General features: G+C 55.4%; 18 protein-coding genes. 4 read left to right on the plus strand and 14 right to left on the minus strand.

Annotation, left to right across the window (positions count from 1 at the left end; all coding sequences use genetic code 11):
- Window positions 1-35: 35 nt before the first annotated feature.
- Window positions 36-1,001, plus strand: a complete 966-nt coding sequence (locus KIF87_RS13750) for a DMT family transporter (protein ID WP_213329032.1) — start codon at window positions 36-38, stop codon at window positions 999-1,001.
- A 79-nt stretch (window positions 1,002-1,080) separates the two neighbouring features.
- Here the strand turns inward: KIF87_RS13750 and KIF87_RS13755 are convergent, their stop codons facing one another.
- Window positions 1,081-2,730, minus strand: coding sequence for a methyl-accepting chemotaxis protein (locus KIF87_RS13755; RefSeq protein ID WP_121424858.1), 1,650 nt, complete (start codon window positions 2,728-2,730; stop codon window positions 1,081-1,083).
- Between the two features lie 244 nt (window positions 2,731-2,974).
- Here KIF87_RS13755 and ytfE point away from each other — a divergent pair, with 244 nt between their 5' ends.
- The gene (ytfE, locus tag KIF87_RS13760) at window positions 2,975-3,637 is read left to right on the plus strand and encodes an iron-sulfur cluster repair protein YtfE (protein ID WP_159515381.1); all 663 of its coding nucleotides are present in this window, start codon (window positions 2,975-2,977) and stop codon (window positions 3,635-3,637) included.
- Window positions 3,638-3,733: 96 nt separating this feature from the next.
- Here ytfE and cycA read toward each other — a convergent pair whose 3' ends face one another.
- On the minus strand, window positions 3,734-5,143 hold the full coding sequence (gene cycA, locus KIF87_RS13765; RefSeq protein WP_213329033.1) for a D-serine/D-alanine/glycine transporter: 1,410 nt from the start codon (window positions 5,141-5,143) through the stop codon (window positions 3,734-3,736).
- A 311-nt stretch (window positions 5,144-5,454) separates the two neighbouring features.
- Entirely contained in the window at window positions 5,455-6,075 is a 621-nt protein-coding gene (bamJ, locus tag KIF87_RS13770) for a BamJ family beta-barrel-assembly machinery protein (RefSeq protein ID WP_008502892.1), read from the minus strand.
- 233 nt (window positions 6,076-6,308) lie between these two features.
- Between bamJ and KIF87_RS13775 the strand changes: the two genes are divergently transcribed.
- The gene (locus KIF87_RS13775; RefSeq protein WP_213329034.1) at window positions 6,309-6,953 is read left to right on the plus strand and encodes an OapA family protein; all 645 of its coding nucleotides are present in this window, start codon (window positions 6,309-6,311) and stop codon (window positions 6,951-6,953) included.
- Between the two features lie 45 nt (window positions 6,954-6,998).
- On the opposite strand, the gene KIF87_RS13780 is transcribed toward KIF87_RS13775, so the two are convergent.
- The 5 genes from KIF87_RS13780 to rpsF all read right to left on the minus strand — a co-directional run bounded on the left by KIF87_RS13780 (window position 6,999) and on the right by rpsF (window position 9,520).
- Window positions 6,999-7,928, minus strand: a complete 930-nt coding sequence (locus KIF87_RS13780) for a DMT family transporter (RefSeq protein WP_213329035.1) — start codon at window positions 7,926-7,928, stop codon at window positions 6,999-7,001.
- Window positions 7,929-8,080: 152 nt separating this feature from the next.
- Window positions 8,081-8,530, minus strand: coding sequence for a 50S ribosomal protein L9 (rplI, locus tag KIF87_RS13785; protein ID WP_023310148.1), 450 nt, complete (start codon window positions 8,528-8,530; stop codon window positions 8,081-8,083).
- Window positions 8,531-8,571: 41 nt separating this feature from the next.
- On the minus strand, window positions 8,572-8,799 hold the full coding sequence (rpsR, locus tag KIF87_RS13790; protein ID WP_000135199.1) for a 30S ribosomal protein S18: 228 nt from the start codon (window positions 8,797-8,799) through the stop codon (window positions 8,572-8,574).
- 4 nt (window positions 8,800-8,803) lie between these two features.
- Entirely contained in the window at window positions 8,804-9,118 is a 315-nt protein-coding gene (gene priB / locus KIF87_RS13795; RefSeq protein WP_008502895.1) for a primosomal replication protein N, read from the minus strand.
- A gap of 6 nt (window positions 9,119-9,124) precedes the next feature.
- The gene (gene rpsF, locus KIF87_RS13800) at window positions 9,125-9,520 is read right to left on the minus strand and encodes a 30S ribosomal protein S6 (protein ID WP_080328808.1); all 396 of its coding nucleotides are present in this window, start codon (window positions 9,518-9,520) and stop codon (window positions 9,125-9,127) included.
- 341 nt (window positions 9,521-9,861) lie between these two features.
- Here rpsF and yjfY point away from each other — a divergent pair, with 341 nt between their 5' ends.
- Complete coding sequence (gene yjfY / locus KIF87_RS13805) at window positions 9,862-10,137, plus strand: DUF1471 family protein YjfY (protein ID WP_010427445.1); 276 nt, start codon at window positions 9,862-9,864, stop codon at window positions 10,135-10,137.
- A 142-nt stretch (window positions 10,138-10,279) separates the two neighbouring features.
- Here yjfY and KIF87_RS13810 read toward each other — a convergent pair whose 3' ends face one another.
- From KIF87_RS13810 to ulaA, 6 genes are read right to left on the minus strand one after another with little or no spacing between them, the layout of a single operon-like run.
- On the minus strand, window positions 10,280-10,966 hold the full coding sequence (locus tag KIF87_RS13810) for an L-ribulose-5-phosphate 4-epimerase (RefSeq protein WP_159515379.1): 687 nt from the start codon (window positions 10,964-10,966) through the stop codon (window positions 10,280-10,282).
- Complete coding sequence (locus KIF87_RS13815) at window positions 10,959-11,819, minus strand: L-ribulose-5-phosphate 3-epimerase (protein WP_159515378.1); 861 nt, start codon at window positions 11,817-11,819, stop codon at window positions 10,959-10,961. Before KIF87_RS13815 ends, KIF87_RS13810 begins: the two co-directional genes overlap by 8 nt.
- 9 nt (window positions 11,820-11,828) lie before the next feature.
- Window positions 11,829-12,479, minus strand: coding sequence for a 3-keto-L-gulonate-6-phosphate decarboxylase UlaD (ulaD, locus tag KIF87_RS13820; protein WP_063144079.1), 651 nt, complete (start codon window positions 12,477-12,479; stop codon window positions 11,829-11,831).
- Between the two features lie 12 nt (window positions 12,480-12,491).
- On the minus strand, window positions 12,492-12,959 hold the full coding sequence (gene ulaC, locus KIF87_RS13825) for a PTS ascorbate transporter subunit IIA (RefSeq protein WP_213329036.1): 468 nt from the start codon (window positions 12,957-12,959) through the stop codon (window positions 12,492-12,494).
- Between the two features lie 10 nt (window positions 12,960-12,969).
- A complete protein-coding gene (ulaB, locus tag KIF87_RS13830; RefSeq protein ID WP_003856022.1) occupies window positions 12,970-13,275 on the minus strand; it encodes a PTS ascorbate transporter subunit IIB in 306 nt (101 codons plus the stop codon).
- Window positions 13,276-13,287: 12 nt separating this feature from the next.
- On the minus strand, window positions 13,288-14,688 hold the full coding sequence (gene ulaA / locus KIF87_RS13835; RefSeq protein WP_126545637.1) for a PTS ascorbate transporter subunit IIC: 1,401 nt from the start codon (window positions 14,686-14,688) through the stop codon (window positions 13,288-13,290).
- Window positions 14,689-15,004 lie beyond the last annotated feature (316 nt).

A 15,004-nucleotide genomic window follows, 5' to 3' on the forward strand; every position in this document is an offset into this window, starting at 1 on the left:
CACTGCATACAGCGTAAATACCTGTGGATGGAAAAATGATTAGTGGTGTGTTGTATGCCCTGCTGGCCGGGATGATGTGGGGGCTGATTTTTGTCGGCCCATTAATCGTGCCCGAGTATCCGGCAATACTGCAGTCGACCGGACGTTATCTGGCGCTGGGGCTGATTGCCCTGCCTCTGGCGTGGCTGGGACGCGCGCGCCTGCGTCAGCTCAGCCGTCAGGACTGGAGTACCGCGCTGGCGTTAACGATGATGGGCAATCTTATCTACTACGTTTGCCTCGCGAGCGCCATTCAGCGTACCGGTGCGCCGGTATCTACCATGATTATCGGCACGCTGCCGGTCGTTATCCCCGTCTTTGCGAACCTGCTCTACAGCCACCGCGATGGCAAACTGGCGTGGTCAAAAATGACCCCGGCGCTGGTATGCACCGCCGTGGGGCTGGTATGCGTCAATATTGCCGAGCTGCGTCATGGGCAGGCGGAAGTTGACCTGTGGCGTTACGGCTCTGGCATTGTGCTGGCGTTCATTTCCGTGGCGTGCTGGGCATGGTATGCCCTGCGCAACGCGCGCTGGCTGCGGGAGAACCCGGACAAGCACCCGATGATGTGGGCGACGGCGCAGGCGTTGGTCACGCTGCCCGTCTCGCTGGTGGGGTATGTCGGGGCGTGCATCTGGTTAGGCCATCAACAGCCGGACTTCGCCCAACCCTTCGGGCCAAGACCGTGGGTGTTTATCGGCCTGATGGTGGCGGTTGCGGTGCTGTGCTCATGGGTGGGCGCGCTGTGCTGGAACATTGCCAGCCAGAAGCTGCCGACGGTGATTTTAGGGCCGCTGATTGTCTTCGAAACCCTGGCCGGACTGCTTTATACCTTCCTGATGCGCCAGAGCGTGCCGCCGTTATTCACGGCCTGCGGGATCGCGCTGCTGGTGGTGGGGGTGGTAATGGCGGTAAGAGCGAAGCCGGAGAAACCGAGGGTCGTTCCGGCGTCGGAGGTGTGAGCATTGCCCAGCGGCGCTGCGCTTGCAGGGCCTACAAAACCGTAGGCCCGGTAAGGCGTAGCCGCCACCGGGCAAGCCCTTAAAACGTTTCCCAGTTCCCTTCAGACGCCGCCGCTGCGGGCTGCGCTTTTGGCACATAGGTTTTCACCGGCGCCGCTTTGACCGCCTGGTTGCGGGTGATTTTGAACACCGCCACCGCTTCGTTCAGGCGTGCAGCCTGATCTTCCAGCGCCGCCGCCGCGGCCGCAGACTCCTCTACCAGCGAGGCGTTCTGCTGGGTCACGCGGTCCATCTCGGCTACCGCCTGACCCACCTGATCGATACCGCGGCTCTGCTCGTCAGAGGCCGAGGCAATTTCGCCCATGATGTCGGTGACGCGGGTGACCGCATTGACGATCTCCGCCATCGTCTCCCCGGCTTCGTTAACCAGCTGGGAGCCCGCGTTTACGCGCTCGCCGGAATCATCGATCAGCGCTTTGATCTCTTTCGCCGCCTGGGCGCTGCGCTGTGCGAGAGTGCGGACTTCCCCTGCCACCACCGCAAAACCACGGCCCTGCTCGCCCGCGCGCGCCGCTTCCACCGCCGCGTTCAGCGCCAGAATGTTAGTCTGGAAGGCAATACCGTCGATCACGTTAGTAATTTGCGCGATTTTACTGGAGCTGGTGGCGATTTCGTCCATTGTACGCACCACGCCTTCCACCACGTTACCGCCCTTCTTCGCCGTTGAGGAGGCGTCCAGCGCCAGGCGGGACGCCTGACGCGCATTATCGGCGTTCTGCTTCACGGTAGCCGTCAGCTGCTCCATGCTGGCTGCCGTTTCTTCCAGAGACGCGGCCTGCTGCTCGGTACGGGAAGAGAGATCGTTACTGCCCGCAGAGATTTCGCCTGCACCGGTGTAAATGGTATCTGCGCCTTCACGCACCACGCCCACCGTGTTCGCCAGCGAGGTTTGCATCTCCTGAACGTTGCGCGCCAGGATAGCCATCTCATTTTTACCGTCAGCCTGAATGGGCTGGGTTAAATCCCCTGCCGCAATGGCGCGAATATGGTTAATCACCTCTTCCAGAGGCAGCAGCAGCACGCGGCGCATGGCTACCCAGCTGGAAATAATCACCACAATCACCAGCAGCATGACCGCAGAGAGGATCCACAGGATGTGTTTGTAATCACTTTCATTATCCTGAATGCCTTTATCGGTGAGCGCAGCCTGCGCTTCACGCCATTCACGATATACCGTCTGCATCGCGTTTTGCTTTTGTTCTGCATTCTGCTTGAACATATCTTCCAGATTGCCCTGGCTCAGCAGAACGTTCATTTGGGTCAGCGTTGCAGAGTAAATGCGGTACTGCTCTTCGAGTCGGTTAGCCAGGTTCTCGTCCAGGCCTGGCGTATTCGGCAAGGCATAGTATTTATCGTAATGGACCTGCGCTTCAGTCAGCAGATTTTTCGCCGTCGTCACCAGCTCATTCAGCTGACCGCCGTTAATTTGCGAGGCCATGCTGCTTTGCAGGCGCAACATCCCGCGGTTCAGGGTGACGCGTGCCTGGTTCAGACTGATCCACGCATCGGTAAACTCCGCCACGTTCTGGCTGGAGAGCTGCGACACGGTGAAGTTGTCTTTATCGTTGTTCAGCGCGTTGATAAAGATACCGGCGGAAATCACTTGCATGATGCCGAGCACAAGCAGCACCGAAATCAGAAGGGTAATGACTTTTATACGTTTAAACATGCGTTGCCTTTGTTATATGCAGGTTTGTCTGACGTGGATATATCGGCAGGCGCGGCGGGTTGTTTACTGTTTCTACACCTTTAAAAAGTTTCTAAACCACTTTCCTAAGTCCATTCAGAGAGTTAAATGGGGTATTTTTTTGTGATCTGCATCTCATTTTTTCCCTTCCCTCTAAAGGGTTATAGCGCCGCCTTAAAGATGCATTTAATATGCATCTTATATTATTAATGACGAGGTAACTGCTATGGCCTTTCGCGACCAACCCCTTGGCGAGCTGGCGCTCTCCATTCCTCGCGCTTCTGCGCTGTTCCGTAAATACGATATGGATTACTGCTGCGGCGGTAAGCAAACCCTGGCGCGTGCGGCCTCACGCAAAGAGCTGGACGTTGAGGTGATTGAAGCAGAGCTGGCGCTGCTGGCCGAGCAGCCCGTCGACAAAGACTGGCGAACCGCCCCGCTTGCTGAAATCATCGACCATATCATCGTGCGATACCATGACCGTCACCGTGAACAGCTGCCGGAACTGATCCTGCAGGCGACCAAAGTTGAGCGCGTACATGCCGACAAACCATCCGTACCGCGCGGTCTGGCGAAGTACCTGACCCTGCTGCACGAAGAGCTTTCCAGCCATATGATGAAAGAAGAGCAGATCCTCTTCCCGATGATTAAACAGGGAATGGGAAGCCAGGCGATGGGGCCTATCAGCGTGATGGAAAGCGAGCACGATGACGCGGGTGAACTGCTGGAAGTGATCAAACACACCACCCACAACGTCACGCCGCCGCCAGAAGCGTGCACAACGTGGAAAGCGATGTACAACGGCATTAACGAAACGATCGACGACCTGATGGAACACATCAGTCTTGAGAACAACGTTTTGTTCCCGCGGGCATTAGCTGGGGAATAAAAAAGGCCGCTGCGGCCTGATGCCCTCACCCCGGCCCTCTCCCACGGGGAGAGGGTGCAAAAACTAAAAACGGCAACCGAAGTTGCCGTTTTGCTTTTACCTTACGCCTGCCATACGTTTCTTACCGATAAACACCCAGCCCAGCCCCAGCGCGATAAACCACAGCGGCGTGACGAGGAGTGCCTGCCGGGTATCATCTTCCAGCGTCAGCAGAACCAGCACGAAGACGAAGAACGCCATGCACACCCAGCACATCAGCTTGCCCAGCGGCATCTTGTAGATCGATTTTTCATGCAGGTGTGGACGCTGCTTGCGGTACACCAGGTATGAACAAAGGATGATGGTCCAGACGAACATAAACAGGATCGCAGAGACCGTGGTAATCATGGTGAACGCGCCAATCACGCTTGGGTTCACGTAGAGCATCACCACGCCGCCCAGCAGGCACATGCAGGAGAAGGTCAACCCTTTTGCCGGTACCGCACGCTTAGACAGCTTGGCGAACGCGCTTGGCGCCACGCCCTCCTGTGCCAGACCAAACAGCATACGGCTGGTGGAGAATACGCCGCTGTTGGCAGACGAGGCAGCAGAGGTCAGCACCACGAAGTTAATCAGGCTCGCGGCAGCAGGCAGGCCTACCAGCACGAACAGCTCAACGAACGGGCTCTTGGTTGGCACCACGGAACTCCACGGCGTCACGGACATAATGATGACCAGCGCGAAGACGTAGAACATGATGATACGAACTGGAATAGAATTAATGGCGCGCGGGAGAGACTTCTCGGGATCTTTGGTCTCCGCCGCCGTGGTGCCTACCAGCTCAATCCCCACGAAAGCAAACACCGCAATCTGGAAGCCGGCAAAGAAGCCGCTGATGCCTTTCGGGAACCAGCCGCCGTCATTCCACAGATGGGTAAACGACGCCTGAACGCCCGTTGGCGACTGGAAGTGGGTGAGAACCATCACCAGACCCACAACGATGAGCCCGACAATCGCCACAATCTTGATCATCGCGAACCAGAACTCCATCTCACCGAACATTTTAACGGTGGCGAGGTTCAGGCTCAGCAGCAGGACAATGACCGCCAGCGAGGCGACCCAGTCCGACAGCCCGGGGAACCAGAACTGCGCGTAGGCGGTAATCGCCACGACGTCCGCCATACCGGTGACGACCCAGCAGAACCAGTAGGTCCAGCCGGTGAAATAGCCCGCCCACGGCCCGAGCAGGTCAGAAGCGAAGTCGCTAAAGGATTTGTATTCGAGGTTCGAGAGGAGCAATTCACCCATTGCACGCATCACGAAGAACAGCATAAAGCCGATAATCATATAGACAAATATGATTGACGGTCCGGCGAGACTGATGGTTTTGCCCGACCCCATAAACAGCCCGGTACCGATGGCACCCCCAATCGCAATGAGCTGAATATGACGGTTTGTGAGATTGCGCCGTAGCGACTGTTCGGACGACGCCTCTTCGTCGGCGACGACTTTGACCTGATCTACCATGTGATATTTTCCTGTTTATGCCTGTCTGTGTTGTTAAGGCTCTTCTGGCCTTTAAATACGTCAAAAGATGACGTTCCCTTGTAAGGGCTAATCGATATTAGGTAAGAATCGGCGGGATGAATACTATGATTTAGATATTATGTTAATAATATGTTGAAAGTGAGTGTCATATCACTCATACAGCGCGAAACAGCTCACAAAAATACACGCAACAGTTTCGTTTGCAAGATAAAATGTTGATAGCACCGTAACTATAGGTTTTTACACTATTTTCCTCTCCCCTGCCGGGGAGAGGAAATAAGAAAATTCGGTTACAGAATTTCCAGCAGCTCGACTTCAAAGACCAGGGTGCTGAATGGCGGGATGGACGCGCCAGCGCCGCGCTCGCCGTAGGCCAGGTTATGCGGGATAGTCAGTTCCCATTTGGAACCGACCGGCATCAGGGTCAGCGCTTCGATCCAGCCTGCGATAACGCCATTCACCGGGAATTCAGCCGGTTCGCCGCGCGCCACGGAGCTGTCGAAGACGGTACCGTCAATCAGCTTACCGGTGTAGTGTACGCGAACGTGGTCGGTACGTGCCGGGATTGCGCCGTCGCCCTGATTGATCACGCGGAACTGCAGACCTGACTCGGTGCTGTTCACGCCTTCACGCTCGCGGTTCTCTTCCAGATATTTCACACCTTCGGCGGCCATCTCTTCGAAGCGCGCGCGACGCACGGCGTCAGCACGTTCGTGGATTTCACGCAGCGCACGGTGCACGACGTCAACCGGAACGGCAGGCTGTTTGCCTTCCAGCGCGTCAGCGATACCCGCCACCAGCGCTTCTGGTAACAGACCTTCCAGGCCGGATTCGCTCAGCTGCTGTCCTACCTGCAAGCCGATACCGTAACTTGCCTGCGCTTCGATAGTGTCAAAAGTCGGGGTGGTCATGGGTTTTCCTTCCATCACATTTAAAGTAGCGGGCAGCATATCAGCCATGCCCTTATGGGTAAAACTTTGTCTGAAGTTAAGGTGACAAACCGCGACGAAACAGAAACAATAGAGATAACCAGGATTAATCCCGAACTGATGTCACGGATGTCGGGTTTACTACGCCGTTCAGGCAGTTAGCAAACTATACTTCGGGACACAGGATAAAAAATACGCGGAGCAGGAGGAGTGCCATGCCCGGGCGATTTGAACTGAAACCTACCCTGGCGAAAATCTGGCAGGCGCCGGACAATTTTCGCATCATGGACCCGCTGCCTCCTCTGCATCGCAGAGGGATCATCATTGGCGCGCTGATGGTGATCGTGGGCTTCCTGCTTCCTTCCGGGGGCGATGATGTTGATACCGCACCCGTCACCCGCAATGCCCAACTGGACATTCAGTCGCAGACGCGGCCGCAGCCTGACGCACAGCCTATGCAGACGCAGCTCGTCACCCCGTCTAACGATCCGGGTCAGGTCGCGCCGGTTGAGCCAGAGCCTATTCAGGATGAACAGCCGCAGGATCAAGCCGCCGCCCCGTCTCAGCCTCAGGCGCAACAGCCCACCGGCATTGAGCAACAGTGGCGTTCCTATCGCGTAGAGCCGGGCAAAACTCTGGCGCAGCTGTTCCGCGACCACAACCTGCCGCCGACCGACGTCTATGCCATGGCGAAGGTGGAAGGCGCAGGCAAGCCGCTGAGCAACCTGCAAAATGGTCAGATGGTGCAGATCCGCCAGAACGCCAGCGGCGTGGTGACCGGCCTAACGATCGATACCGGAAATGGTCAGCAGGTGCTGTTTACCCGTCAGACCGACGGCAGTTTTATTCGCGCACGCTAGTTCTGTAGGCCGGGTAAGGCGTAGCCGCCACCCGGCACACTGTTCTCAGGCACTCCGCTTGTTTACCCACCAAATCCCCGAGCAGACCAGCACCAGCGCAATCGCATATTTGATATCCAGAATATTTTCCCCGAGGAAAATGGCGGATAATACTGTGCCTGCCACCGGCACAACGAAGTTAAACGGCGCAATCATACTGACTCGGTTGACTTTCAGCAGCATGCTCCACAGCGCAAAGGCTACGGATGAGAGCAGCGTCAGATATCCCAGCACGGCGATGGCCTTCATACCGTGCACTTCCAGCGTTCCGCCAGTCGCATATCCGCCCCCCACCAACACCAGCCCGCCGATAGCCAGCTGCCAACCGGTCATCACCGTGGGGTCGACGGTCTGGGAGATGCGTTTTCCGTACAGCGTGGCAGCGGAGAGAATAAAAGCAGCCAGCACCACAAACCCGTCACCATTCCAGACAAACTGGAAATCGCTTAACCCGCTGTGGAAGTTCACCAGCATTACCCCTGCAAACCCGAGAATACAGCCCAGCGTTTTGTTATAGCTGAGTTTGTCGTTGTGGTAGATAAAGTGCGCCAACAGAACGCTGAAGAAGGTTCCAGTGGCGTTCATGATTGAACCATTCACCCCCGTCGTGTAGGCCAGGCCTATATAGAAGAAAGTGTACTGAATGGTCGTCTGGGTCAGCCCGAGGATGGTGAGCTGGCCAAACTGCCTGGGCGTAAGCCTGCCAATCGGTTTTCGCTGAGCCAATGCAAACAGCAGCAGCAACACACCGGCAAACAGGAAACGGTATCCGGCAAACACCACTTTCGATGGAATATCATCGGTTGCGATCTGGAAAAGTTCATAACCACTTTTAATGGCCGGGTAGGAGCTACCCCAGAGTAGACAGCAGAGCGTGGCGCAGGCATAGGCCACATTTCGACGAGCAAAGACAGGCGTGGGCAGAGCGGTATCCATGACAAATCTCATAAATAAAATTGCGTTTCAATTTATTGTCAGAGAATGCGACAGGAATAGCTACCATACAAGAAGAAATGATGAATTCTGGTCTCCCAGAAAAGCAAAACGCCGGCACAAGGCCGGCGTTTCAACGTGAGCAGAGTAAAAAATTACTCAGCTACAACGTTAACAACCAGTTTAGCGAACACTTCGCTGTGAACCTGGAAGTCAACTTCGTGCTCACCAGTGGTACGCAGAACGCCGTTCGGCAGACGAACTTCGCTCTTAGCCACTTTAACGCCTGCTGCAGAAACTGCATCAGCGATATCGCGGGTACCGATGGAACCGAACAGTTTACCTTCGTCGCCAGATTTAGACGCGATGGTAACGGTGCCCAGTGCGTTGATTGCTTCAGCGCGAGCATTAGCAGCCGCCAGAACGTCAGCCAGTTTGGCTTCCAGTTCAGCGCGACGTGCTTCGAAAAACTCTACGTTTTTCTTGGTAGCTGGAACAGCTTTACCCTGTGGAACCAGGAAGTTACGTGCGTAACCCGCTTTAACGTTAACCTGATCACCCAGGCTGCCCAGGTTTGCTACTTTATCAAGCAGAATAACTTGCATTACCTTATCCTCTTAAAGTCGTATTAATGGACCGTGCCCGATTACTGATGACGATCAGTGTACGGCAGCAGGGACAGGTAGCGAGCGCGTTTGATAGCGCGAGCCAGCTGACGCTGGTATTTTGCACGAGTACCGGTGATACGGCTTGGGACAATCTTACCGCTTTCGGTGATGTAGTTTTTCAGCGTTGCGATATCTTTATAGTCGATCTCTTGAACGCCTTCCGCGGTGAAACGGCAGAACTTGCGACGACGGAAATAACGTGCCATATGGCTAGTCTCCAGAATCTATCAAATCAATCTGCTCGGCATGCAGAACCATTTTGCTCAGGCCGTTCTTTGCCTTGTGGCAAGAGATGAACCCCTGAACGATTACTGCGCTACCGACCGTTAAACTGTGAGTAATGGCCTGGTTTTCGTGTCCGCTAATAATTACGGGCATTTGGCACCACGCCTGCCGGTGAAACCCGGCTTCCTCTTGCACAGAACGATGCTCAAGCACGAACTGGCAATGCGGAATTCCTGATGGACTGACCTTTCGAAGGGGAGCCCTGCATACGATGCCGGACAACGCCAGACGGTTGGTCATCAGAAATTACTCTTCAGAATCCCCAGCATCAGAATCATCTGCGGTTTCGTTTGCGAAATCATCGCGACGCTCACGGCGCTCGTCTTTCGCTTTAACCATCGGAGATGCTTCGGTAACTGCGTTTTTGGTACGCATAACCATGCTGCGGATAACGGCATCGTTGAAGCGGAAGGTAGTTTCCAGCTCATCGATCACTTCCTGCGGCGCTTCAACGTTCATCAGAACGTAGTGTGCTTTGTGCAGTTTGTTGATCGGGTAAGCCAGCTGACGGCGGCCCCAGTCTTCCAGGCGGTGGATCGTACCTTCTGCACCAGTGATGGCAGCAGTGTAACGCTCGATCATACCCGGAACCTGTTCGCTCTGGTCAGGATGGACCATAAAAACGATTTCGTAATGACGCATCGAATTGCTCCTTACGGATTATTCAGCCTCCTGTCTGGGTCAGCCGAGGCCCGGGGAGGCAAGGAACGTGTTAAAGGTCGGCTGAAAAATTGACGCGTCATAATACTTGCGCGCCCCTGGAAACTCAAGCTGATTGCGCAAATAATTCGCACAAAGCGCGAAGCGGGTCTAAGTGAGTGATTTAAAATTGGTCACACACGGAAGCGCTGTTTTTTTGAACAACTGCATCAGAAATGGTCACGCATCCCCGCCGGATGAGTGATTACACTTTAATCAGAGATCACCTGAATTAAAGAAGGAGCATCCCCCCTCTCGCAGCACGTAGTCGTGGAGCGCATATCATGAAAAAAATCGCATTAGCCATAATGGCGGCGCTTTTGCTCAGTGCAAACGCGATGGCAGCCATCAAGATAGACAGCCGGCAGGCCAGAAACATGGATGATGTGCAAAGCTTGGGCGTAATTTACATCAATCATAATTTCGCCACGGAAAGTGAAGCAGATCAGGCATTAAACGAAGAAACCGATGCGCAGGGCGCAACCTATTACCACGTGATGTTAACCCGTGAGCCCGGCAGCAACGGCAATATGCACGCCAGTGCAGATATTTACCGATAACGCTTTAACGCTAGCACCAGGAAAGCCAACAACGAGAACATAGCCATAGTTGACGTTGCCCCCTGCCCGGGGGCTTTTTTTTTGTGAATGGCTCCGGAATACCACCGGTTACAACTGTTTTTCGGTATTCCGGAGCACTTATTCACTTCTGCCCGTAGTAGGCATTCGGGCCGTGCTTGCGCATGAAATGCTTGTTCATCAGGTAGTCATCAATGCCCTGAAGCTGTGGGTTGATGCCGCGGGCAATCCACGCCATACGTGCCACCTCCTCCATGACGACCGCATTATGGACGGCGTCGTGGGCATCTTTTCCCCAGGAGAACGGACCGTGCTGATAGACCACAATACCCGGCGTATGCAGCGGTTCGCTTTCACCCAACGTTTCGATGATGACCTTACCGGTGTTGAGCTCGTATTCGCCTTCCACTTCAGCCTGCGTTAATGCGCGCGTGCAGGGGATGTCGCCAAAGAAGTAGTCCGCGTGGGTCGTGCCCAGCGCCGGGATGGGCAGCCCCGCCTGTGCCCAGGCCGTCGCGTGCGTGGAGTGGGTATGCACCACGCCGCCAAGCGACGGATAACGCCGGTACAGCGCCAGATGGGTTGCGGTATCTGAAGAGGGACGCCATTTTCCCTCCACGACGTTTCCGTCGAGATCCACCACCACCATATCCTCTGCTTTCATGGTGTCATACGCCACGCCGCTCGGCTTAATCACGATCAGCCCCTGCTCGCGGTCGATCGCGCTCACGTTGCCCCAGGTGAACGTGACCAGACCATAGCGCGGCAGATCCATATTGGCTTCAAAGACCTGCTGTTTAAGCTTAAGCATGTTCAGCCTCCAGCAACCCTGCCCGCGCCATACGTTCCCGCACCCAGTCCCGCGCCTTCGCCACTTCCGCAGCCGGGTCGTCCGACGTCTCGCTCCACATCTCAATCAGGTAAGGCCCGCAATAGCCTGTCTGCCTGAGCGTCTCGAAGCACCGTTCAAAATCCACCACCCCGGTGCCGAACGGTACGTTTTTAAACACGCCAGGACGGGTATCTTTGACGTGCACCGCCACGATATGCCCGACGCCCGCCTGCAGCTCCATCTGTACGTCGTTATCCCATGCAGACAGGTTGCCGATATCGGGATAAAGCTGGAACCACGGGTTATTGAGATAGTGCGCGTAGCCCAGCGCCTTGCTGATGGAGTTCATCAACGGGTAGTCCATGATCTCCATCGCCAGCGTGACCTGCGCGCGGCTTGCCATCTCGACGCTCTCTTTCAGGCCGTCGCGGAAACGACGGCGCGTTTCATCGTTGGCTTCCTGATAGTAAACGTCATAACCCGCCAGCTGGATCACGCGGATACCGACATCCTGCGCAAAGCGAATGGCTTTACGCATGATCTCCAGCCCCTGCGCGCGTACGGCATCGTCTTCGCTGCCGAGCGGAAAACGACGGTGGGCGCTCAGGCACATGGACGGCACGCGCACGCCCGTTTCAGCAACGGCGCTCACCAGCGCCAGGCGCTGTTCGCGGCTCCAGTCGAGGCGAGAGAGACGCTCGTCCGTCTCATCCACGGACATTTCGACAAAATCGAAACCCAGCTGTTTTGCCAGCTGTAGCCGCTCCAGCCAGCACTCCCCCGCAGGGAGTGCCTTTTCATAGATGCCAAGCGGGACCTGTTTTGACAACATACCCGCTCCTTAGCCCCAAAGCTGAGCGATTGAGCGTTTGAACTGACGCGCCGCTTCCACCGGAGACGCCGCATCACGAATGCTACGACCGGCAATAAAGACGTGAATCGGGATACCCTGGAACAGCGGCAGATCCTCCAGCGCCAGGCCGCCGGTGACGGTGACTTTGAAGCCCATATCCGCCAGACGTTTGATAGCGCTGATATCCGCATCGCCCCACGCCACGCCTGCGGCCTGCGCATCACGGCTGCGGTGGTAAACCACCTGCTGAATGCCCGCGTCGCGCCATTCTTGCGCCTGTTCCCAGGTCCAGAAGCCGGTCAGCTCAATCTGCACGTCGCCGTTAAACTCTTTTGCCACGTCCAGCGCGCCTTTCGCGGTGTTGATATCCGCACAGCAGATCACGGTGACCCAGTCGGCGTTGGCTTCGAAGCACATGCGGGAAAGGATTTTGCCTGCATCGGCGATCTTGGCATCCGCCAGCACGATTTTATGCGGATAGAGCGCCTTCAGGTCGCGAACGGCGCGAACGCCTTCGCCCACGCACAGAATGGTACCCACTTCGATGATGTCCACTTCTTCCGCGATCAGGCGGGTGGTTTCGTAAGCGTGGGACAGCGTTTGGTTATCCAGCGCAACCTGCAACATTGGTAATGACATGTTCAATTCCTCTTAGACTGCCGCCGCAGTGGCGTTATCAATTAAATCCAGCACTTCCTGCTCGGTACGGCAGGCGCGTAAACGGTCGAAATTGGCTTCGTCATCAAACAGATTGACGATCTGCATGATGCCCACCTCCTGGTGGGTGTTGGCATCCACGGCGGCCATGGTGATCAGGATGTCGACCGGGTCGTTATCTTCGTGGTTGAACACCAGCGGCGTTTTCAGCGTCACCAGCGCGAAGCCGGTTTTCTTCACGCCCTCTTCAGGGCGCCCGTGCGGCATTGCCAGCCCTGGCGCTATCACAAAGTAAGGGCCGTGCTGCGCGACGCCATCAAGAATGGCCTGGTAGTAACGCGGCTCGACAACGTCAGCCTTAACCAGCAGATCCACGCTCAGCTTCACCGCTTCCTGCCAGGTGCTGGCTTCAGCCTGTAAAAGGATGGATTTATTCTCTGCCAGCGAATCACGTAGTTTCATGGTGGCGTCCTTACTTCACGTCTTGTGGGAAGTGCTCTTTAATCACTTCCAGCAGTTTTGGTCCGAAATCCGCAGGCGACAGCATGTTGCGCACGCCCACCACATATTTATTGCCTGACACGCTAATTTCGCCGGCGATGTGGGTAGAGGCGATGATGATGTCCGCGCCGTTCAGTTCACTTTTGTATTCACCCACCGCGCAGCTGTTCACCGTGTGGTCGATGTTTGACTGGGTTAAAAACTGGTCCACTTTCATCTTCATGATCATGGAGCTGCCTTGCCCATTGCCACACACAGCCAGGATACGTACGGTCATAATCGAAACTCCTTAATGAGCAGACACTTCTGCTGTTTGTTTTTCCGCATCTTCTTCAGCTCGCAGCGAACGGCCAGCGAAGAACATATAAGCCAGAGCAATCAGGATGATGACGGCCATAAAGACCAGCCCGACGGAGGCAAAGCCCTGCATCATCGGCGGGGCCAGAATTGACCAGTCCGCCATGCCCATCCAGGCGCTCATACCGGTGAGCTTGACCGCCCACACGCAACCGAAGATTTCAACCATGCCCATCACCAGGCAGATCTTGAGCGCCGCGCGCCAGCCGCCGAAGTGGTTAGCGAAGACGCCGATGGTGGCGTTGGAGAAGAACATCGGGATAAAGCCAGGAATAATCAGGATTGAGGAGCCGCAGCCGACCAGGATGCCCACCGCAATCAGCTGACCAATGGTGCCCCACATAAAGCCCCAGACCACCGCGTTTGGCGCGAAGCTGTAGATAGCGGCACAGTCAATTGCCAGCACTGCACCGGGGATCAGGCGCTGGGAGATACCGTTGAAGGCTTCCGACAGTTCGGCGACGAACATACGCACGCCCTGCGTGATGATGAAAATGGCCACCGCGAAGGAGAAGCCGGTCTGCAGGATATAGACCGTCCAGTGCGTTTTACCCGCCATCGCCTGAACAACGTCAATGCCGAAGGAGAGCAGAATGGCGCCGAAGAAGATGGTCATCACAATCGCGGTGGAGACGATGTTGTCGTGGAAGATATTCAGCCAGCCCGGCAGCTTAAGGTCTTCAACGCTCTCTTCTTTTTTGCCCAGGTACGGCGCAACTTTATAGGCAATCCAGGAGGCGAACTGCTGCTGGTGGCCGATGGAGAAGCCGCAGCCGTCAGTCACTTCCTGGGTTGGCTTGTACATCATGTTGGAGGTGATACCCCAGTAGAGCGAAACCAGCACCGCGGTGCAGATAATCGTGGTCCACATTGGGTAGCCGAAGATATAGAGAGAAACCGCGATCAGCCCCGCCTGCTGGAACATGATGTGCCCGGTAAGCATGATGGTGCGAATGCCGGTAATACGGCGCAGAAGAACGTAAATGATGTTCAGCGCCAGGGCGAGCAGAACCGCATAACCCACCCAGCTATAGGCATCCCCCATGCGTTCGATGGTCGCCATCATCGAGGCGTAGGTGTCAGAGATCGCACCGTTGATGCCATACACCTCAGACATTTTGGCGACGACCGGCTTAAAGGTGCTGGTCAGAATGCCTGACCCCGCCTGCAGCAGCATGAAACCGATAATGGTTTTGATGGTGCCTTTAATAATCACGCTGACGCTTTTGCGCAGCAGGATATAGCCCAGGCACGTCACGATACCCAGCAGCAGCGGGGCGTTGGTCATTACCTGATTAAAGAACACGGTAAAGACGTTGTAGAGGATCTCCATAACTCTCTCCAGAAATGAGAACACGAGGGGCAATCCCTGTGTGGTTGGTGCCATCACTCTATTAATCACAAATAATCACCACAAGATTGCATTTGATTATTTGTGACGTATCACGCAAATTATTTCCATGGTGTTAGTAATGATTTTCACTACCGTACATGAAAAATGAATTAGTCCTTATAATTCATGCAATTAATGTTTAATACAGGATAGTCTAACAAGGACTAAGTGCAGAGTCCGTGAAGTCGAGCAGATAAAATTCCGCATTTTTACCATTGCAAAGCGCGTCAAATGGTGACAGCATTAATCATAACAA

The organism is Enterobacter sp. 120016 (assembly GCF_018383635.1).
Classification (GTDB): Bacteria; Pseudomonadota; Gammaproteobacteria; order Enterobacterales; family Enterobacteriaceae; genus Enterobacter; species Enterobacter asburiae_D.